Genomic DNA, 20,848 nt, shown 5'->3' with positions numbered 1-20,848 from the left:
AATGGAAATCATTAAAAAGCCGGTGCAATTTTTGCACCGGCCTAATGAATTTATTTCTTTTCTTTTTTCGACGTACCTAAGTCGATTACAATAGGTGCAGCTACAAATATAGAAGAATATGCACCAAATACAACACCAATAAACATGGCGAAAGAGAATCCTCTCAAGACTTCCCCACCAAAGAATAACAAGACTGTTACTACTAAGAATACGGTGGTAGCTGTCATAACGGTACGCGACATGGTATGGTTAATCGACTCGTTGATGGTTTTAATCATCAATGGCTTATTTCCTAAATCAGGATTTACACCAATTTCCTCACGAATACGGTCAAATACAACCACGGTATCATTGATGGAATAACCAATTACCGTCAAAATTGCGGCAATGAATACTTGGTCTACCTCTAATTCAAAACCAAACAAACGAACGATACCTACCATACCTAACACCACGAATGTATCGTGTAACAAGGCAATGATACCTCCTAAAGAGTACTGCCATTTGCGGAAACGAATCAAAATGTAAACGAAGATGGCAATCAATGCATAGAAAATTGACACAAAAGATTGGGTCAAAATATCATCTGCAACCGTTGCACCAACCTTGGATTCGGATACAATCGTAGGATTGCTTGCTGAAAACTCACTTAATCCTTTTTCTAAGGCTGTTCTCACCGTTTGATTCGCTTGAATAGATTCATCTTCGACCAAATATGAGGTAGTCACCTTCAGTTTAGTTTGACCATTATATGTCTTTACTTCTGAACCAACACCATTGAAATCATCTTTCAATGCTTCTTTTACTAAACCTGCTTCTACTGGTTTGGAGAATTCCACCACATAAGAACGACCACCTTTAAAGTCTACACCTAGGTTGAATCCACCTTGCATAAACAATACAATAGCTCCTACTGTAATTAAACCCCAAGAAAACCAATAAGAATATTTACGCTTTCCGATAAAATCAAAATTCATGCCTTTGAAAAGATCTTTAGAAATAAATGTCTCAAAGGTCATTTCTTTTTCTTTACCAGCTTTAATGGCACGTTTAGCCATCCAATCGATGAAGATGTGTGATAAGTATACGGCAGTAAATACGGAAGTAATCAAACCAATACAAAGTGTAACTCCAAATCCTTTGACAGAACCGGAACCGAAAATAATCAAGATGACACCGACTAATACCGTCGTTATGTTACCATCCAAAATGGCACTTAAAGCTTTCTCATAACCTAAGTTAATAGATTCTAATAAGCCTTTGCCTTTACGCAATTCTTCTCGAATACGCTCGTTGATCAATACGTTTGCATCTACTGCCATTCCTAAAGTCAACACGATACCAGCAATACCCGGCAAAGTCAAAGAAGCTTGGATTTGAACCAAAACTCCTGCAATAAAGAATAAGTTGAAGAACAAAGACAAATTAGCCATCCAACCTGGAGTACCATAGTAACCCACCATGAAGATGATCACTAATAATAAACCTAATGCCATGGATAAATACCCTTGGTTTATAGCTTCATCACCTAAAGATGGTCCGATGAATGCATCTTCTACAATACGTGTAGGAGCTGGTAATTTACCTGCTTTCAACACATTAGCTAAGTCTTTAGCTTCTTCTACTGTGAAATTCCCTGAAATAGAAGAACGACCACCTGGAATCTCACCATTGATTACGGGAGCTGAATACACATAACCATCTAATACGATAGCAATACGACGGCCCACATTAGCGCCAGTTAAGTTTTTCCAAATACGAGCACCAGTTCCATTCATGGACATGGTTACTTCGGCACGACCTGTTTGATCAAAATCTTGAGCGGCATCGGTAATCACATCTCCTTCTAATGGAGCAGATTGTCCTTCACCTTTTTTCAATGCTTCCAAACTCAAAATTTCATCACCATTCGTAGCTGGAGTACCTTTGGCTGACCAAGCAAATGATAAATTAGCTGGGAAGAAACTTTTAACTTCTGGACGACGGAATAAGGCATTTACGCGAGCTGTATCTTTACGATATACGCCAATACCATTCCCCATTTGAACAAATAATTTAGTCAAAGCATTACCCGCGGCTGTATCAGCCTTTGCTTTTCCTGAATCCGCTTTTGGAGAAGATGTCAATTGAGAAGCCAATGCATTTGCTGAAGTATCTTTACTAGCTGCAGTAGGGGTACTTGCCGCTGCTACCGGTGCTTTTGTTTCTTGCTCCAACAAAGCGCCTAAGGCATTTAAGCCGGCACCATATTCGTTCAATTCATAGCACTCAATAAACTCTAATTTCGCAGCTCCTGATAATAATTTACGAGCACGCTCTGGATTATCTACACCTGGAAGTTCTACCTGAATACGGTTAGAACCTGGCAAACGCTGAATATTTGGGTTAGCAACGCCAAATTTGTCAATACGAGCTTGGATGATTTTGTACACACGGTCCACAGCACCATCAATCTCTGCATTAATCACTTTCTTCACTTGAGAGTCTGAGGTGCTAGAACTGATTTTACCACGGTTAACCGAGTTTGCAAAAACAGAAGCTAAACTTTGATTCGGCGCAATTTTAGCAAATGCAGCATAAAATAACTCATTGAAAGGTAGCGTTGAGTTCAACTGTTGTTTCGCTGCCTCGGCAATGGCTTTCTCAAATGTCGGGTCATTACTCTTTCCAGATAAGGCACGTAAAATTTCGTCGGGTGAAACTTCCAATACCGCATGTAAACCTCCTTCAAGGTCTAGACCTTTCTGTAAGGCATATTGAGTCACCTCTTGAAATGTATAACCTAAATAAACAGGTTGCTTCCAAAGTGAATCGATGAAACGCAAACGTTTTGCTGGATCATACTTACCATCTTTAGCAGTGGCATATGAAATAGCTTGATCACGTAATTGATTCGCTTTCCAAGTAAAGGAAAGGAAAAAGATACATAGGGCTGAAATAATCGTAGACAGCCATATAATGGCACTTTTGTAACGCATAATTTTAAATTAAAAATGAAATGGAATAAGAATATAATCGTCCAAATTACTAGACAATTCTCAAGGGGCCAGAGTGGCTATGTATTGAGTAAATAGTATGCTCAGAATTTGAGCACGTGGCAAAGAAGTAGGTAATTTAATGGCATGCAAGGTTTCCTGAAAACTAGGAAAACTGATTTGCTGAAAGGCCCAATCCGAAGGGAAATCAAATTGCAAATTACTACTTACCTGATATACAGGCTGTTCTGCTTTTACGACCGTTTCAGGAGTGGATTCTTTTTTGCTTGTTGGGTACTTTTTATCTGTTTTCACTAAATCCTTTTCTGCTGAAAACAGAGAAATAGGATTCGCTACCAACCAAAACAGGACGGGTAGAAATAAAAACAATTGAAAAAAGTTGACCTTCTTTTGCATGATGGGGAGCAAAAATAGGATATTTTTTTTACAATTCCATTTCCCGCAGGATAAGATTAAAATTTGTAAATTTGTCAAACAAAACCCCTGAGCATGTTGGCCTACCTGGATCCTATTCATATTCACTCCTTTATTCAAGCTGCCTTGAAAGAGGACGTTGGCCCTGGAGATTATACCTCATTGGCTACAGTGAATCAAGATGCCCAAGGAAAAGCACAATTATTGGTCAAGGATGAAGGGATATTAGCCGGTGTAGAAATGGCTTTGCACATTTTTAAGGAGGTAGATCCAGCATTACAAGTTCAAACTTTTATGACAGATGGGGCAAGTATCCAGCATGGTCAAGTCGTATTAGAAGTACATGGAAATGCTCAATCGATTCTAAAAGCAGAGCGTTTAGTGTTAAACTGCATGCAAAGAATGTCGGGAATTGCCACGTATACCAGACGTATGGTCAATCTACTGGATGGCACTCGTTCTCAATTATTAGACACCCGTAAAACGACTCCCAATTTCAGAATAGCTGAAAAGTGGGCTTGTAAGATAGGAGGAGCTACGAATCACCGTTTTGCTCTATATGATATGATCTTAATCAAAGATAACCATGTCGATTATGCCGGTGGAATCAAAGCAGCATTAGAACAAGCGATATCCTATAACCAAAAGAATCAATTGGGATTAGCCATCGAAATTGAAGTCAGAAATGAGTCGGAGTTAGATGAAGTATTGGCCATTGGTGGAGTACAGCGCATCATGTTGGACAACTTCAGTCCCGACCGTCTACGAGATGCGATTAGAAGAATTAACGGAAGATTCATAACAGAAGCTTCTGGAGGAATTACAGAAAAGACCTTGCGAGCCTATGGCGAAACGGGTGTTGACTATATATCAATGGGAGCATTAACCCATCAAATCAAGAGTTTAGATCTTAGCTTAAAAGCAAAAAAAGCATGAATTTAACGGAAGAAGCAGCAGAAGTTGGTTATATCAGTAGATCCGCCCCAAAGGGACCGGAATTAATTGAAGCCATCAAAAAATTAAAAGCGGAAAAAAATGCCGTGATTTTGGCTCATTACTATGTTGATGGGGACATTCAAGAATTGGCTGATTTTGTAGGAGATAGCTTAGGTTTATCACAAGCTGCAGAAAAAACAACGGCCGATTTAATCGTATTTTGTGGGGTGCATTTCATGGGTGAGACTGCCAAGATTTTAAATCCTAGCAAGAAAGTCGTTGTTCCGGACTTCAATGCAGGCTGTTCCTTAGCTGATTCGGTTCCTGTTGTAGAATTCGCAGCATTAAAAGCCAAGCATCCGAATGCCGTGGTTGTGAGTTATATCAATTGCTCAGCCGAAATTAAAGCGATGACAGACATTATTTGTACCTCATCCAATGCCGTACAAGTGGTGGAATCAATTCCGAATGATCAGGAAATCATCTTTGCCCCAGATGCTAATTTGGGGAGGTATGTTGCCCATAAAACAGGTAGAGAGTTGATTTTGTGGGAAGGTGCGTGCATGGTACACATTGACATTTCATTGGAAAAGTTGAAAAAATTGCGTGTTGAATTCCCAGATGCGCTATTGATTGCTCATCCAGAGTGCAAGGAGATGATTTTGCGGGAAGCTGATTATGTAGGTAGCACCACCGCCTTATTGAATTATGTAGAAAAATCAGAGCGACAAACCTTCATTGTGGCTACCGAAGCAGGCATTTTACATAAGATGAAAATGGCTGTTCCGAATAAGCACTTAATTCCTGCGCCTGCCAATGAGCAAAACTCATGTGCTTGCAGCGAATGTCCTTATATGAAAATGAATACCCTAGAAAAATTGTACAATGCCTTGTACTACGAACTACCAGAAATTCACTTGAGAGAAGAAATACGTATTCCAGCTTATAAGGCCTTAAAAGCGATGTTGGAAATTTCCAAGTAAAAATTAATAAAAGAGTTTGGTGGTCCTTAAGCTACTGACTGCTTGGGGAATTAAGGGATTGGTTGGGGAATTAAGTGAACGGTTGTGGCGGCGGGGGATGGCACCTAGATTTGTCAACTTTGACAAAGTTGACAAATCTAAACGGGAAAAATCAAAAATAAAAATCAACTTATTGATGTAATTCAAACAAGGCCTCAATCTCCACGGGTATATTGTCAGGCAATGTTCCCATCCCCACAGCACTTCTCACCCCGATACCCATTTCTTCTCCCCAAACCTTAGCAAATAACTCACTACATCCATTAATAATGTAAGGATGACGCTCAAAATCTGAGGTGCAATTGACCATTCCTAACACCTTAACTACCCGTTTTACTCGATCTAAACTTCCTAATTGAGCTTTTAAGGTGGCCAATATCGTTAATCCAACCTGTTGAGCCGCCTCCTTACCTTCCTCCATTGTGAATGCCTCTCCAATCCTACCAATAATCAGCTGACCATTGGTTTGCACGGGTCCATGACCTGAAACATAATATAATTCACCCATTTGAAGCCCTGGTTTATAAACCCCCAAAGGACTAGGTGCTGGAGGTAATGCCAAATTCAAGGCTGCAAAATTCTCTTCTGGTGTACGCTTATCCATATAATTGATGTATTATTTCTGAAATTAAACCTGTCCAGCCTGTTTGATGACTGGCTCCTAAACCTTTACCCGTATCTCCATCGAAATACTCAAAAAACAACATAGATTCCCTAAAATTCTCGTCCTCTTGCATCTTTTCATAACTACCGTACATTGGAATCCTTCCTTCTTTATTCGGAATAAATAAATCCAACAAACGCTTAGATACTCCCTCAGCCGCATCTTTGATATTGACCATCACGCCAGAATTTGTAGGGAACTCGACTTCATAATCCGTTCCATAATAGTCCGAGAACTTTCTCAAAGAATCAATAATCAAGAAATTCATAGGGAACCAAATAGGCCCACGCCAATTGGAATTACCCCCAAACATATCACCCGTTGATTCCGCTGGATCATAATTCACCTGAATCGTTCCTCCATCATAAATAAACTTATAAGGATGTTCTTGATGGTATTTCGACAAAGTTCTTATGCCAAAATCAGATAAAAATTCCGTTTCATCAAACATCCGTTTCATAATCATTTTCATACGATGACCGCGTAATATCGACAACAATCGACTTTCCCCCTTGCCAGGTTCATACCATCGAGAAATCAAATTGGCCAAATCTGGTCGGTTGTTCAATACCCATTCTACCCTTCTTTTAAACTGGGGCAGTTTTTCCAACATATCGGAGGTCAATACTTCTACGGCAAACAATGGTATCAAACCTACCATGGAACGTAATTTCAATAACATCAAATTGCCATCTTCTTTGTGCAGCATGTCATAGTAAAACTGATCATCCTCATCCCACAGATTCAATTTGTCGCCTCCAATGGCCTGCATCGCTCCTGCAATGTGCAAAAAGTGCTCAAAAAATTTGGAAGCCATGTCTTGGTAGACAGGCTTTTCAATAGAAATTTCACAGGCAATTCGTAACATATTCAGACTATACATGGCCATCCAGCCAGTTCCGTCTGCTTGTTCCAAATGCCCACCCGTAGGTAAAGTGGCCGATCGGTCAAATACTCCAATATTATCCATCCCCAAAAAGCCTCCTCCAAAAATATTATTTCCTCCTTCATCCTTCAGGTTCACCCACCAAGTGAAGTTCAGCAAGAGCTTATGAAATATTCTTTCTAAAAAGGTAAGGTCGCCCTTGCCTCCATTCATCTGCTTATCTATCTCATACACTTTCCAGGTAGCCCATGCATGTACGGGCGGATTCACATCTGAAAACGACCATTCATAAGCGGGAATTTGACCATTAGGGTGCATGTAGTATTCCCGCAGAATAACCGCTAATTGACGTTTCGCAAAATCTGGATCTAGCCTAGCCAAAGGCAAGGTATGAAATGCCAAATCCCAGGCTGCAAACCAAGGATACTCCCACTTATCTGGCATGGATAAAATATTGGCCGCATACATATGTCGCCACGTACTATTCCTTCCCACCTTTCTACTCGGATGCGGAGGTGGCATGGATGGGTCCCCTTTAATCCATTCAAATACATTATAATAATACCATTGCTTCGTCCACAACATGCCCGCGTAAGATTGGCGTTGTATAGCGCGCAACTTTTCCTCTTTCACATTGCCATGCATATCATCGTAAAAGTCATTAGCTTCTTTGATTCTGGATGAATAAACAGCATCAAAATCCTCAAAAGGATGTTGCATGGATTGGCTCGTCAATCGCAGTCGGAACACTTTTTTACCACCCGCAGGAATTTTTGCCGAAAATCGAACAGCCGCCTTACTTCCTATATTATTTGGGTTAATCGTGTTTTTAGCCTTATTGACAATGTAGTCATTGATTCCATCTTTCACAAAATGACTCAGATTGGGCGAATCATGCAGGCGACGAAAATTAGTTTCATTATCACAAAATAAAAACTCATCTGCATTCTCTGCATATAGCTTAAAACGACCCACTACTCGATGGTCCACTTCAATGAATGAATGACCTACTCCAGTCAATAAGGGCTTGTATTTGTAATTTTCATATCCCCAACACCAAGTATTGCGATACCAAATGGTGGGTAACACCGTAATAGGCGCTGCTACTTTAGCCCTATTTTCTACGGTAACTTGAATCAATATATCTTGCTCATCGGCTTTGGCATATTCCATTTTGATGTCAAAATATTCATTTCGATCAAAAATGCCGGTATCCAATAACTCATATTCAGGCTCTAAACGAGTCCTCTTTTTACTTTCATCAATCAATTTTTGATAAGGGAAAGCTTGATGAGGGTATTTATAACTCATCCGCATGTAGGAGTGCGTAGGTGTGGAATCCTCGTAATAATACAATTCCTTCACATCCTCCCCATGGTTAGATTCTCCACCCGTTAGACCAAAAAAGCGTTCCTTTAAAATATGATCTTTGTGATTCCAAAAAGAAAAAGCAAAGCATACATGCTGCTTATTATCCGAGATTCCACCGATACCTTCTTCCCCCCAACGGTAGGCCTTGGATCGCGCCATGTCATGCGTGATGGAATCCCAAGCATTTCCATGAGCTGAATAATCCTCACGTACGGTACCCCATTGTCTTTCTGTTAAATATGGCCCCCACTTCTTCCAACCTTTATTATCATTCCGAGTTTTTAATCGTGCACGCTCCGCTCCTAGTTCCGACATATCTTTTAATTTGTATGAATAAATGCAAATCGCAAAGTTATTGATTTCAAGCAGATTCGAAATAGAAAGCAAGACGAATTCAAAACTAGCGATGAAAAATACTATTCAAGATTGAAATTAGTCCATAAACAGGTTTAAATCCTACCATGAATTCTGCCAAAAATGAATATATTGCTTATCAAATGGATTCATTTTAATTCGAAAGTTCAAAAATTGATTCATTTCTCTGGTATCTGCATATCAATCCTTCCATCAACAACATGAAAAAATATTTCCTCCTTCTCTCCTTAGCTACTTTAGGCTATTTTCAATCCTTAGCTCAGGCTCCGAATGCTGCTTTAAACCAATTAGCAGATGCATTCTATGAAAATCAACTTCAAATGAATCCACTATCTGCTACTCAAAATGGAGATAATCGGTTCAATGACCAATTATCATTTGATTTTACAGACGACTATCGGGCTAAACAAAAAGCCTATTCTCAAAAGACCCTTGCCAGCCTAAATAACATCCCACTGAAGGATTTAAATGATAATGACCGACTGAGTTATGAAATTCTAAAAAACACGTTAGAACTTAACCTAGAAGGATTATCATTTCCAGAAAATTATATCCCACTCAATCAATTTCAAGGGTTTCACTTAACCTTTGCTCAATACGGCTCTGGGTCGGTTGTGCAGCCCTTTAAAACCGTGAAAGACTATGCCAATTGGGAAAAAAGAATGCATTTAGGCGCGGCTTGTTTAGACAGCAGTATCGTCTATTTCAAAAAAGGCTTGAAGGCGAATTATGTTTTACCTAAAGCTTTGGTCCTGAAATTAATTGGTCAATTGGAATCTTTTGATAAATCTGATATCACGCAAAGCACCTTTTATGGCCCTTTAAAAAACTTCCCAGTTAGTTTTAGCCAAGCCGAAAAAGAGCAATTTATCGCATCCTATTCATCCATAATAGAAAAAGAAATCATTCCTGCCTACCGCCGTTTAGCCGTATTTATCAAAAACGAATATTTACCTAAAGCGCGCGCTACCTCTGGCGCGCAAGGACTACCCGATGCTGCACGGTATTATCAATACAAAATCCGACAAATGACCACCACTAATATGTCGGCCAAAGAAATCCATGCCATCGGACTGAAAGAAGTAAAACGCATTCAGGAAGAGATGGAAAAAACCAAAAAGTCGGTGGGTTTTTCTGGCGACTTAAAAGCATTCTTTCATTTTATAGAAAATGACCCACAATTTATGCCTTTCAAAACAGAGGCTGAGGTGATTGAGGGTTATTATGCCATTTATCGAAGAATGGAAAATAAGGTAAAAGGAATGTTTGGCCTAATCCCTAAAACTAGGTTTGAAGTAAGAGCCACGGAAGCTTTTCGTGCTGCCAGTGCCGCTGCTCAATACAACCCAGGTTTAGCAGATGGATCAAGACCAGGTATTTTTTATGTGCCTATTTTGAATGCGACCAAATTCAACAACACGGGGATGGAAAGCTTATTCCTTCATGAAGCTATTCCAGGCCACCATTATCAAGTGAGTTTACAAAGAGAAAATACCAGCATTCCAGCATTTCGTCGATTCGGCTTCAATGCTGCTTACGGTGAAGGATGGGGGTTATATGCAGAAAGTCTAGGTAAAGATTTAGGTTTATATACAGATCCATATCAATACATGGGTGCATTAGGACACGAAATTCATCGTGCTATTCGTTTGGTGGTGGATACAGGTCTGCATTCCCAAAATATGAGTCGAGAAGAAGCCATCGAATACATGATGGCCAATGAACCCATTAGTCTTCAAAAGGCCACTGCGGAGATTGAGCGCTACATGACCTACACAGGACAAGCCCTTTCCTATAAAATTGGTGAATTGAAAATCAAAGAAATTAGAGCACGATTGGAGAAAAAACTAGGTCAAAAATTTAACTTAAGCCAATTCCATGATGAAATTCTAAAAGATGGACGTTTACCTTTAGACCTTCTGTCTGAAAAAATGGATCGCTGGGCCAACAAACAATAAATTCAACACAAGAAAATAAACCATTATTCTATGAAAAAATTAATCCTTATGCTGGCCTTGTTCCTATTTTGGGGCTGCCAAAACAAAGAAAATACGGCAACGATGCCCAGCCATGATGCCCTTGGGAAATTAGTTGATACCTACTACGAAGAACAACTAAAACTCAACCCTGTCAATGCCACGGTCAACGGCGACAATCGTTACAATGATCATTTAACATTTGATTTCACGGATAGTCACCGTGCTAAACTAAAAGACCTTTATCAAAAAACATTAGTACAACTGGAGGGAATTGATCGTGAAACATTGAATGACAATGATCAACTCACCTTTGATATTTTGAAACGAGAATTAAACCTAAACTTGAAGGGATTGGGCTTTAAAGATAATTACATACCCCTAAATCAATTTTATGGCTTCCATTTAACCTTCGCACAATTGGGTAGCGGCTCCGTCATACAACCCTTCAAAAATGTGAAGGATTATGACAATTGGCTGAAAAGAATGGAATTGGGAGCTGTTTATTTGGATAGCGCTCAAACCTATTTTAAAAAGGGAATGGCCAACAAATTTGTATTGCCTAAAATTTTAGTAGAAAGAATGATTGGTCAATTGGAATCCTTTACAACCAAAGACATCACTAAAAGCACCTTTTATGGACCTATTGCCAATCTTCCCAAAAACTTCTCAGCTGAAGATAAAAAAAGGTTAACGGCAGCATATACCTTAGTCATTCAAAATCAAGTCATTCCAGCCTACGAAAGAATGGGAGTATTCTTAAAAAAGGAATATTTACCTGTTGCGCGAACAAGCTCAGGCATCAGTGAAGTGCCAGACGGGCAAGCTTATTATAACTATTTGATTGAAACAATGACCACAACTAAAAAACCTGCGGAAGAAATCTACCAAATGGGTTTGAAGGAAGTGAAACGTATTCAATCTGAAATGATTCGAACTAAAAACTCCGTTGGGTTCAAAGGGGATTTACCTGCATTTTTTGAGTACATGAAAAATGACCCAAAATTTTATCCATACCAAAAACCAGAAGAAGTATTGGCCGCCTTCCATGCTATTCATAAAAAAATGGAGCCCAAACTGATGGAAATGTTTGGTACCAAACCTAAGACACCCTTTGAAATCAGACAAACGGAAGCTTTCAGAGCTGCTAGCGCTAGTGCCGAATATTTCGCAGGTTCAGAAGATGGGACTCGTCCAGGTATCTTTTATGTTCCCATTTTAGATGCCAAAAGTTTTAACTACTCCAGTGGCATGGAAAGCTTATTTTTGCACGAAGCCATTCCCGGTCACCACTATCAAATTAGTTTACAACAAGAAAATAAATCAATCCCTAAATACCGAAGATTTGGTGGAAATTCAGCTTATGCAGAAGGCTGGGCCTTGTATACCGAAAGTCTAGGGAAAGAATTAGGCCTTTATACCGACCCATATCAATACATGGGTGCTTTGGGCGATGAAATGCACCGAGCTATCCGACTCGTGGTAGATGTTGGTATTCATGTGAAGAAAATGACCCGAGAAGAGGCGATTGATTACATGATGGCGAATGAACAAATCAGTTTGCAAGGTGCAACAGCTGAAATTGAGCGTTATATGGTCATTCCAGCTCAAGCTTTAAGCTATAAAATTGGTGCCTTAAAAATTCGAGAAATTAGAGAAAAGGTTAAAACTCAATTGGCTGACAAATTTAACCTAGCGAAATTTCATGATGAAATACTAAAAGATGGAAATATGCCCTTGGAGGTACTAGAGGCTAAAATGGATCGTTGGGCAAAAAAGCAATAAGCATTCATGCAGTTTACAACTACCTTTTCCATTCCCGAATCTATTCAAAAAATAGAACCTTCTTCTCATGTTCTCAGTATAGGTTCATGCTTTGCTGAAAACATGGGAAAGAGGATGGAAAATTTACCCTTAAATACCATCAACCAGCCATTTGGAACTTTATTTCATCCCAATGCGATCTTAAAAGCCCTACAAACAGACAAGCTTTCTCCGATAGAATTAGTAAATCAGCAGGGTATTTGGTTGCACCCAGATTACCATTCTAGTCTATGTGCCTCTGACCCCTCTGATTTGATGGAACTGATTCAGCAGCGCCAACAAAAAGTCAAAAAAAGCCTGGGACAAAGTCAGTTTTTGCTCATCACGTGGGGAACAGCCTATTATTATTGGGATAAAAAACTGAAACGGCCCATTGCCAATTGCCACAAACAAGCAGCCAATTCCTTTGAAAAAAGACTTTCCACTTTGGATGAAATCATCTTGCCTTATCAAGAATTTATTCAAAAAATAAACAAGAAAAACCCAAATCTTCGCATTATTTTGACGGTTTCACCTGTCCGCCATACCAAAGACGGAATTCCCGAAAATGCGGTATCTAAAGCCATTCTTCGTTTGGCCGCTGAAACTTTGAAAAACAAGTTTCCTTATGTAGACTATTTTCCTGCTTATGAAATCATGCTGGACGAGTTGCGCGATTATCGATTTTATGCCTCTGATATGATTCATCCCAATGATACAGCAGAAGAATATATTTGGCAAAAATTTATGGGATGCTATTTCAGTAAAGACTTAGTAAACATAGAGAAAAAATGGAAAGCGGCTTACCAAACGCTACAACATCAATTTCATCCAGCTAAAAAAGCACTTTATTTACAAAGTTTAGAACAATGCAAAGCTGAATTTTCAAGTACCACGCTCGGCTATGATACTAGTAAAATGCAACAAGCCATAGAAGCTCGGATTTTATCAATTAGTTAATTTTGAAAGGCTAACAAAGGTGAAAATACCTTATATTTGAGGTTTGAAAGAGACAAAGCATTCATGGGAGAATTAAGCGTAAGTAAAGAAATCATTTTAGGTGCCTTAAGTACCGTTCAAGAACCTGATCTAAAAAAAGATTTGGTCACTTTAGGCATGATTAAAGATGTGGAATTAGGCGTTGGTGAAGTTCGTTTCACCGTCGTATTAACGACTCCAGCCTGCCCATTAAAAGAAAAAATCAGACAAGATTGCGAGGAAGCAATCCACCGTTTGGTGCATCCTGACCTAAAAATATCCATCAATATGACGGCAGAAGTAACTAGTTTAGCTTCTTCCGACCCATTAATCCCCGGGGTAAAAAATGTGATTGCTGTGGCTTCCGGTAAAGGGGGCGTAGGTAAATCAACCGTTACAGCCAACTTAGCCATGGCTTTAAAACAAAGCGGTGCTAAAGTCGGGATTTTAGATGCGGATATTTCAGGCCCTTCCATCCCTGTGATGTTTGGTGCGGAGGAATTACAGCCTTTGGTTCAAGAAGTCAATGGCAAAAACCGCATTCAACCCATCATGCAATATGGTATTAAGATGATTTCCATGGGCTTTTTAGCACCAAGTGATAGTCCTGTACCTTGGAGAGGTCCTATGATGACACAAGCCTTGCGCCAGTTTTTTGGTGATACCAATTGGGATGAATTGGATTATTTACTCATTGACCTCCCTCCTGGAACCTCAGATATCCACCTAACCTTGGTGCAATTGATTAAATTGACTGGTGCGGTCATTGTTACCACACCACAAAAAGTAGCTTTATCAGATGCTACCAAAGGCTTGCAGTTCTTCAACCAAGCGGGTATCAATGTGCCCATTTTAGGTTTAGTAGAAAATATGGCCTATTTTACACCTGCGGAATTACCTGATAATAAGTATTATTTGTTTGGTAAAGATGGCGGCAAAAAATTGGCAGAAAAATATAAAGTACCCTTTTTAGGTGAAGTTCCATTAATTCAAGCCATACGGGAAGCGGGTGATGAAGGAAAACCTATTGCTGCTACAGAAGGACCAAGTGCCGCGGCATTTGCGACCATTGCCGCTAATTTAGCCCAACAAATTGCTATTAGAAACGCATCTACTCCACGTCAATAATCCATGGAAAACCATCCTCTATACTCGAAAGTACAAGCAGCGCTTGATTCTATAAGGCCTTACCTCATAGCTGACGGTGGGAATGTGGAAATCATTGAAATAACAGAAGACAATCGACTGAAGCTGAATCTATTAGGCGCCTGCAAGTCATGCAACATGTCTGCCATGACTTTTAAAGCCGGTGTCGAAGAGGCCATTCGTAGAGAAGTTCCCGAAATTATTTCCGTAGAAGAGTTAAGTCAAACCGTACAATCTTAAGTGGCATGATGCGTATTGGAATATTTTTTGGGGGGCCAGCTCGTGAACGTGAAATTAGTTTTGCTGGTGGCAAGACTGCCATGGCACACATTAATAAGGCCCTTTTTCAACCTGTGCCCGTTTTTGTTGATAGTTTAGGTAATTTTATCTTAATCAAAGAAGAGCTGATTCATGCCAGTTCTATTCGTGATTTTTTTCCTCCCAAACGTTTTCAAGACGACATTTTTTCGGTATACATTGAATCATTAAAAGATTTAACGGAGCAAGATTACCAACAAATCATTTCAGAGATTGGACAGATTATTCAGCCCCATGAATTCTCCCAATACTTCGAATTTGTATTCCTAGCCATGCATGGGCCAGCGGCAGAAGATGGCAGCATTCAAGGCTTATTGGAATGGTTTAATATGCCCTATTCTGGACCGGGTTTATTGGGTTCCTCCATTGGCATAGATAAAGCAAAGCAAAATGAATGGTTAAAAAAGAGTATAGGTTTGGACAAAAAATTCTTTGTTCTTCAACGACAAGACTACGAGAAATACGGAAGAGAAACGCTTTTTGAACAAGTAAAAAAAGAAATTGGTATTCCATTCGTGGCAAAAGCACCCCACCAAGGATCGTCCATTGGTTTAGCCTTTGTGAAAAAAGACTCCTTGGAGGACTTCGACAATGCCATCAAGAAATGCTTATTTATCCAAGAAATTTACCGGGAAGACTGGTTGAATTTGACGGAAGAAGATAAATTAGTTTTATTACAAAAAATGGTGAATCTCGACGAAGGAATTGGTTTTCCAGTTCGATTTAATCATCAAAATTATCTACACCCAGCCGACTTACTGGATACTTTGCAAGAATATTTCAAGCTCAGTGTCACCAAAGCTAGTATTCATTCCATCCATTCGGAAGATGCCATTTTATTGGAATCATTTGTCAACGGAAATGAGTTTAGTTGTGGCGTGATTCAAAGCCCAAAAGGCAAGACCGTTGCCCTACCTCCTACTGAAATTGTCATTGATGAGTCTGTAGAAGTGTTTGATTTCAATGCCAAATACAAATCAAAAGCAACTCGTAAGCGCATTCCTATGGATGCTAGTCTAGCCAACTTACAGCTCATTCAAAAGATGGTTTGTCAAGCCTTTGATGATTTGGGCTTTGGTGTTTGTACCCGAATTGATGGATTCTTAGCTGAAGGTGGTGTCGTGGTTTTACATGACCCTAATACCATCCCAGGCATGTCGCCAAGCTCCTTGATTTTCAAGCAAATGGCCGAAATAGGCTTAACGATAACCGATTCTATTACCTATTTCATTCGTCAATCCTTACGGGAGAGAATGCGCACGGGTAAAAACTACCATGCCATTCGTAAGCAATTGGAAGCATTGGATTCGGCCATCAAATTTGAACTAGACGCTCAAAGACAACAAGAAAAAATTATCCTAGAGATAAGAGGTGCTAATTCAGATGAATTAGAAGCGTGCTTTGAAGCAGTAAAAAAACAAGCCAACGCATTATCGGCGACAGGTAAGCAAGCTTATATTGTTCAAACGCCCATGCTATTAGAAGAAGGAGAAATATTAATCACGGTGAATACAGCACAATGGAATAAAGATTCGGCAGTAGAAATGCTGGAATCTATTTCCAAAGGAGTTCATCCATTGATTGCCCAAACCCATCAATTAGCACAGGAAATTACGGAGTTTTATACCACCATTAAAACGGCTTAATCTTATGGAAATCAACCCATTGCAATATCCCGTTGGCAAGTTTTCAGCACCTGAAAACATCACGCTAGAACATAGAAAAGCTTGGATTCAGACATTAGCTGACTTTCCAGAAAAACTAAAACAAGCTGTTGCAGGCATGTCGGATGAAACCTTAGCGAAACATTACCGTCCAGGTGGTTGGACTGCCCGTCAGGTCATTCACCACGTTAACGACAGCCACATGAATTCATTCATTCGTTTCAAAATGGCCTTGACGGAAGAAAATCCAATCATCAAACCATACTCAGAAGCAGATTGGGCGAATTTGCCCGATGGCAACGAAGCTCCCATTGAATGGTCATTGGAAGGCATTCAATATGTTCACTTACGTTGGGTGTATTTATTAAATACCTTACAAGAAGCTGATTGGAAAAAGGCATATATCAATCCAGAAAGAGGAATCACATATCCATTAGACCGAGCCTTGGGTATCTACGCTTGGCATTGCGACCATCATTTGGCGCATGTTTTATCGGTGAAATAATAAAAAGAAAGAGAGTTTTAACTCTCTTTCTTTTTGTTTTGTTTGATGGTTTGCAGCTGGTTGACACTCATCATTTGCTGCATGGTTCTTTGCATATTATCGGCAGAACCATCTAAGAAAATCACGTTTCCGTTCGACTGCTCTCCAAATTGCTTGATGGCTTCCGTCCACATGGAAAACAAAATCACCGAAGTATCTAAATTTGCCTGTTGCATTTCTCGGGCGGCATCCGACATACCTTTGGCTACTTCTTGACGGAAAAGGGCAACACCTTGACCACGCAATTGAGCTGCTTCACGTTCTGCATTGGCAGAAATTTTGATGGCATTACCTTCTGCTTCGGCCGCTTTAGTTTTGGTAATCAATAAGGCCTGACCTTCATTTTCAGCAGCGGCTTTTAAGTTATTGGACGCTACAACTTGACTCATGGATTTCAGAATGACCTCGTCAAAAGTGATGTCATTTAATTGTAAATCTTGTAGGTGATAGCCCCATTCTTCCATCACTTGATCGATTTGATCTTTCACATAAGAAACAATTTCCTTGCGTAAACTTAAGATTTCACTTTGACGTTTGGTGGCTACAAAGGAACGAATGGATCCCTCTACCGTTCTGACCAAAGTTTGCATGAGACTTTGGGCATCAATGAATTTATAGGCTACATTTTTGATGGTTTCTTCTTCTTGGTTGATGACCGAATACAGCAACATGGATTTAAAGTACACATTGGCTTGGTCAATGGTGATTGCCTGAAATTCCAATTCGATGGAGCGATTTTGGATAGAAATGACTTTGTAGACACTTTCTATCAGCGGAATTTTAAAGTTCAAACCTGGGTGCAGGATACGCTGGTACTTACCAAACATGGAAATAACGGCAATATTGCCTTGCTGGACTGTCACCAAACTAAAGAATATTAGCAAGATTCCAATGATTCCAAAAACGAGTAAAGTAGTCATGGTTATTAGGGGGATTATAATTTACAAAAACAGCTTAAACTAGGGATTTTCCCCGATGATACTGGGCAATAAATGATGAGTGGTTTTAGGGTTGGGGAAATGGGTTGAAAGTGAAACTAACTTAACTGAATACAATTATATATTTCAAATTAATGCTCAATATCTAATAATTTTTAATTGCTATTTAATTTGAACCAAAGTCTTAGATTTGAATTCGAATATTTTGTCAGCATTTGAAATCACAGATCCCCTATGTGTCACCATTAAAATTGCCATTTCACTTTTCAATTTCCCCAAAACATCAAATACAAATTTCTCTGTTTTTTCATCCAGTGAAGAGGTAGGTTCGTCCAATAATAAAATTTTTGGTTTACGGTAAAGAGCCCTCACCAATCCCACTAGTTGTTTTTGACCACCCGAAAGCTGAACACTATTTTCTCCTACAATTGTCATATAAGAATTTGGAAGTTTATCGAAATACAAATCAAACCCCCATTTTTTACAAAACTCAATTACCTTTTCTTGTTCATTCAACACATCATCTAAAATAATATTTTCAATTAATGTTGCATTAAAAATTTTAATTTCTTGTGCTACGATTCCTACTTGATTTCGCCAAGAAATACTATCTATTTGCCTTAACTCTTTATTACCAATTAAAATTGAACCAGAATCATAATTATAGATTTTTTGTAAAATTTGAAGTAAGATACTTTTACCAGACCCTATTTCTCCCAAAACTATTAGTAATTCTCCATTCTTTAGCTCTAAGTTAATATGAGAAAAGAGCTCTAATCTCCCAGAGAACCTAAAAGATAAATTATTAATTTTCAATGAATCAAACTTAAATTCTGAGCTTATTAATCCATTACTTTTTCCCCCATCAGTATTCATTAAATCATTAGAACTAAATTCATGCATTCGCTCTAATGCAATTGTAGCTTCTTGTAATCTTATATTACTATTAGTTAAACGAGAAACTGCATTTATTAAATTGGAACCAATTGCAACAATTGCCATCATTTCTCCAAGTTTAATTTGATTATTCAAAACTGCAATTGAGCAAAAACCAAGAATTATTGATATTATAATATTTGAAGCAAATTCACTCCATAACCCAAAGGTATTGGCTATAAAACCTAAATTGAATACTTTATTTTGAAAATTTTGATAAAATTGTTTACCTCTTACAATAAAGAAATTCTCTTTGTTTACAGCTTTAATGGAATGTATTCCAGAAATAACATCGACAAAGTGACTTTCAGCCATAGCAGAAGAACTCATTACTTCTTTTTGAGAATTAATAATTTGCTTATGAAAAATCGACATTAAACATATAAATAATGGAACTGTAATTAATGATATAAACCCAATAAAATTAGAATAATAAAATATGAAAATAACTGATGTGAATACAACTAAAAAATCAATAATCAAGCTTCCAAATAAATAGCTTATTAATTCTTGAATACGTCTTGTATCATTGATACGAGTAATAATTTCACCAGTTTTTCTGGATATAAAAAAATCACTTGGCAATTGAAATAATTTCCCATAAAAATCATCCATGATTCTTATATTAAATTCACGAGCTTGACGAATAAGAAATACACCTCTCAAATATCCAATTCCAGATTTAGAAATTCCAATCAACACAAATAGAAATAATCCCAAGTATAATTTTTTGTAGTGAAGTTCAGGTAGTATATGATCTAATAAATTTTGACTAAATATTGCTGTTGACATTCCTAAAGCTGCTATAATAATTCCCATCACAGAAGCTATTATCAATAAATGAATATCATTTTTAATCAAATTCCTCATTAAAGTCACCTTCCTGAAACGAGATTGAGGAGAATAAACAAAATATTTGTTTGGCCTTAGGAATAAAACAACACGTGACTTCCAATAGGACAGTAATTTTTCTTCAGTCCATTCCCTAATTCCAAAAGCAGGATCTCCAATAAGATAAAAACCAGATTTAGAAGTCGGAATTTTATAACAAAGTACATAATGCTCCAAGTTACCTTCTACCATCACATGTAAAATACACGGTAAATCTGCCTTAATTTTGAATAAGTCAACATCTTCAACTTTAAAAGCTTCAGCATCCATTCCAAGTTTCTCTGAAGCTTGCTTTAAGCCCAGCACACTTGTTCCATGTAAAGTAGTTCCACTCAACTGCCTTAAATTCTCTATTTTATTATTTCCTCCAAAATATCTGAGAATAGAAAGTAAACATGCTACACCACAGTCGGAGGTCCCCTGTTGTTGAACGATAATAGGTTTTTTCATTAATGGGTTAGGTACTTTTAAAAAATCAACTAGATAAAATCAAAAAAAAAATTACTTAATAAATTGAATTAAAGCGTCCATCTTAGTTTCACCTTTAAATTCTTTTATCAATAATTTATCATTATTATAAATGTAAATATGAGGTATCGTTACGTTACCAAAAATATTTGACAATTTATCAATTGGGATAAATCCAATACTCATTTCATCGATATTTCCTGGTAAGTATTTGTTCTTAAAAGCAAGTATTTCGGTTTTCTTAGCATAAGAAATCCACCAAAAATTAACTCTAGAAAACTTCTCTCTGTTTTTAAATATTTCGGTTGCTTCATACTTACAATAATCACAATCAGGATGAAATATGAGCACAATCAAAAAAATTTTATAATTTTCTCTTAAAGGTTTATTTTGAATCCAAGTAATATTTTTAGACTTAGGTAGGCTTCTTTGACCCCTTAATTCAACATACTTAAAATAAACTAGTAGTAAAATAAATGTAATTAAGAATCCAATTGATCCCATAAAAACAAAACTTCGTTT

At 38.2% G+C, this 20,848-nt stretch carries 16 protein-coding genes; 9 read left to right on the top strand and 7 right to left on the bottom strand.

Annotation, left to right across the window (positions count from 1 at the left end; translation table 11 throughout):
* Window positions 1-50: 50 nt before the first annotated feature.
* Together secDF and G9H65_RS07480 are read right to left on the bottom strand one after the other, a co-directional pair.
* Window positions 51-2,978, bottom strand: coding sequence for a protein translocase subunit SecDF (gene secDF, locus G9H65_RS07485; protein WP_166374719.1), 2,928 nt, complete (start codon window positions 2,976-2,978; stop codon window positions 51-53).
* 60 nt (window positions 2,979-3,038) lie between these two features.
* The gene (locus G9H65_RS07480) at window positions 3,039-3,392 is read right to left on the bottom strand and encodes a hypothetical protein (protein ID WP_166374718.1); all 354 of its coding nucleotides are present in this window, start codon (window positions 3,390-3,392) and stop codon (window positions 3,039-3,041) included.
* A 114-nt stretch (window positions 3,393-3,506) separates the two neighbouring features.
* On the opposite strand from G9H65_RS07480, the gene nadC reads away from it, so the two are divergent.
* Window positions 3,507-4,346, top strand: a complete 840-nt coding sequence (gene nadC, locus G9H65_RS07475; protein ID WP_166374808.1) for a carboxylating nicotinate-nucleotide diphosphorylase — start codon at window positions 3,507-3,509, stop codon at window positions 4,344-4,346.
* Window positions 4,343-5,329: a quinolinate synthase NadA gene (gene nadA / locus G9H65_RS07470; RefSeq protein WP_166374717.1), complete on the top strand. Its 987-nt coding sequence runs from the start codon at window positions 4,343-4,345 to the stop codon at window positions 5,327-5,329. The genes nadC and nadA overlap by 4 nt, the downstream gene beginning before the upstream one ends.
* A 169-nt stretch (window positions 5,330-5,498) precedes the next feature.
* On the opposite strand, the gene G9H65_RS07465 is transcribed toward nadA, so the two are convergent.
* Complete coding sequence (locus G9H65_RS07465; protein ID WP_166374716.1) at window positions 5,499-5,972, bottom strand: RidA family protein; 474 nt, start codon at window positions 5,970-5,972, stop codon at window positions 5,499-5,501.
* The gene (locus tag G9H65_RS07460; RefSeq protein ID WP_166374715.1) at window positions 5,965-8,604 is read right to left on the bottom strand and encodes an MGH1-like glycoside hydrolase domain-containing protein; all 2,640 of its coding nucleotides are present in this window, start codon (window positions 8,602-8,604) and stop codon (window positions 5,965-5,967) included. Before G9H65_RS07460 ends, G9H65_RS07465 begins: the two co-directional genes overlap by 8 nt.
* A gap of 260 nt (window positions 8,605-8,864) precedes the next feature.
* Between G9H65_RS07460 and G9H65_RS07455 the strand changes: the two genes are divergently transcribed.
* From G9H65_RS07455 to G9H65_RS07425, 7 genes are all read left to right on the top strand, one after another.
* Window positions 8,865-10,622 (top strand): DUF885 domain-containing protein, encoded by a 1,758-nt coding sequence (locus tag G9H65_RS07455; protein ID WP_166374714.1) that lies wholly within the window; start codon window positions 8,865-8,867, stop codon window positions 10,620-10,622.
* A 30-nt stretch (window positions 10,623-10,652) separates the two neighbouring features.
* Window positions 10,653-12,425 (top strand): DUF885 domain-containing protein, encoded by a 1,773-nt coding sequence (locus G9H65_RS07450; RefSeq protein WP_166374713.1) that lies wholly within the window; start codon window positions 10,653-10,655, stop codon window positions 12,423-12,425.
* Window positions 12,426-12,431: 6 nt separating this feature from the next.
* A complete protein-coding gene (locus G9H65_RS07445; RefSeq protein WP_166374712.1) occupies window positions 12,432-13,403 on the top strand; it encodes a GSCFA domain-containing protein in 972 nt (323 codons plus the stop codon).
* Window positions 13,404-13,466: 63 nt separating this feature from the next.
* Window positions 13,467-14,549: an Mrp/NBP35 family ATP-binding protein gene (locus G9H65_RS07440; protein ID WP_166374711.1), complete on the top strand. Its 1,083-nt coding sequence runs from the start codon at window positions 13,467-13,469 to the stop codon at window positions 14,547-14,549.
* 3 nt (window positions 14,550-14,552) lie between these two features.
* Window positions 14,553-14,807, top strand: coding sequence for a NifU family protein (locus G9H65_RS07435; RefSeq protein ID WP_166374710.1), 255 nt, complete (start codon window positions 14,553-14,555; stop codon window positions 14,805-14,807).
* Window positions 14,808-14,812: 5 nt separating this feature from the next.
* Entirely contained in the window at window positions 14,813-16,531 is a 1,719-nt protein-coding gene (locus G9H65_RS07430) for a D-alanine--D-alanine ligase family protein (protein ID WP_166374709.1), read from the top strand.
* Between the two features lie 4 nt (window positions 16,532-16,535).
* Window positions 16,536-17,054: a YfiT family bacillithiol transferase gene (locus G9H65_RS07425; protein ID WP_166374708.1), complete on the top strand. Its 519-nt coding sequence runs from the start codon at window positions 16,536-16,538 to the stop codon at window positions 17,052-17,054.
* 17 nt (window positions 17,055-17,071) lie between these two features.
* On the opposite strand, the gene G9H65_RS07420 is transcribed toward G9H65_RS07425, so the two are convergent.
* From G9H65_RS07420 to G9H65_RS07410, 3 genes are all read right to left on the bottom strand, one after another.
* Window positions 17,072-18,013: an SPFH domain-containing protein gene (locus G9H65_RS07420; RefSeq protein ID WP_166374707.1), complete on the bottom strand. Its 942-nt coding sequence runs from the start codon at window positions 18,011-18,013 to the stop codon at window positions 17,072-17,074.
* A 180-nt stretch (window positions 18,014-18,193) separates the two neighbouring features.
* Window positions 18,194-20,308 (bottom strand): peptidase domain-containing ABC transporter, encoded by a 2,115-nt coding sequence (locus G9H65_RS07415; protein ID WP_166374706.1) that lies wholly within the window; start codon window positions 20,306-20,308, stop codon window positions 18,194-18,196.
* 51 nt (window positions 20,309-20,359) lie between these two features.
* Window positions 20,360-20,830: a TlpA family protein disulfide reductase gene (locus G9H65_RS07410; protein ID WP_166374705.1), complete on the bottom strand. Its 471-nt coding sequence runs from the start codon at window positions 20,828-20,830 to the stop codon at window positions 20,360-20,362.
* Window positions 20,831-20,848: the final 18 nt, after the last annotated feature.

Source organism: Aquirufa ecclesiirivi, assembly GCF_011250515.1.
GTDB lineage: Bacteria > Bacteroidota > Bacteroidia > Cytophagales > Spirosomataceae > Aquirufa > Aquirufa ecclesiirivi.
Note: the sequence above shows the minus strand (reverse complement) of the source record. Positions and strands in the feature narration are given on the sequence as shown.

Coding starts and splice junctions, on each gene's coding strand:
- G9H65_RS07410 (WP_166374705.1), bottom strand. CDS start 20,830: ATGGGATCAATTGGATTCTTAATTACATTTATTTTACTACTAGTTTAT.
- G9H65_RS07420 (WP_166374707.1), bottom strand. CDS start 18,013: ATGACTACTTTACTCGTTTTTGGAATCATTGGAATCTTGCTAATATTC.
- G9H65_RS07480 (WP_166374718.1), bottom strand. CDS start 3,392: ATGCAAAAGAAGGTCAACTTTTTTCAATTGTTTTTATTTCTACCCGTC.
- G9H65_RS07460 (WP_166374715.1), bottom strand. CDS start 8,604: ATGTCGGAACTAGGAGCGGAGCGTGCACGATTAAAAACTCGGAATGAT.
- G9H65_RS07435 (WP_166374710.1), top strand. CDS start 14,553: ATGGAAAACCATCCTCTATACTCGAAAGTACAAGCAGCGCTTGATTCT.
- G9H65_RS07455 (WP_166374714.1), top strand. CDS start 8,865: ATGAAAAAATATTTCCTCCTTCTCTCCTTAGCTACTTTAGGCTATTTT.
- G9H65_RS07415 (WP_166374706.1), bottom strand. CDS start 20,308: ATGAAAAAACCTATTATCGTTCAACAACAGGGGACCTCCGACTGTGGT.
- G9H65_RS07440 (WP_166374711.1), top strand. CDS start 13,467: ATGGGAGAATTAAGCGTAAGTAAAGAAATCATTTTAGGTGCCTTAAGT.
- nadA (WP_166374717.1), top strand. CDS start 4,343: ATGAATTTAACGGAAGAAGCAGCAGAAGTTGGTTATATCAGTAGATCC.
- G9H65_RS07425 (WP_166374708.1), top strand. CDS start 16,536: ATGGAAATCAACCCATTGCAATATCCCGTTGGCAAGTTTTCAGCACCT.
- G9H65_RS07445 (WP_166374712.1), top strand. CDS start 12,432: ATGCAGTTTACAACTACCTTTTCCATTCCCGAATCTATTCAAAAAATA.
- G9H65_RS07430 (WP_166374709.1), top strand. CDS start 14,813: ATGATGCGTATTGGAATATTTTTTGGGGGGCCAGCTCGTGAACGTGAA.
- G9H65_RS07465 (WP_166374716.1), bottom strand. CDS start 5,972: ATGGATAAGCGTACACCAGAAGAGAATTTTGCAGCCTTGAATTTGGCA.
- G9H65_RS07450 (WP_166374713.1), top strand. CDS start 10,653: ATGAAAAAATTAATCCTTATGCTGGCCTTGTTCCTATTTTGGGGCTGC.
- secDF (WP_166374719.1), bottom strand. CDS start 2,978: ATGCGTTACAAAAGTGCCATTATATGGCTGTCTACGATTATTTCAGCC.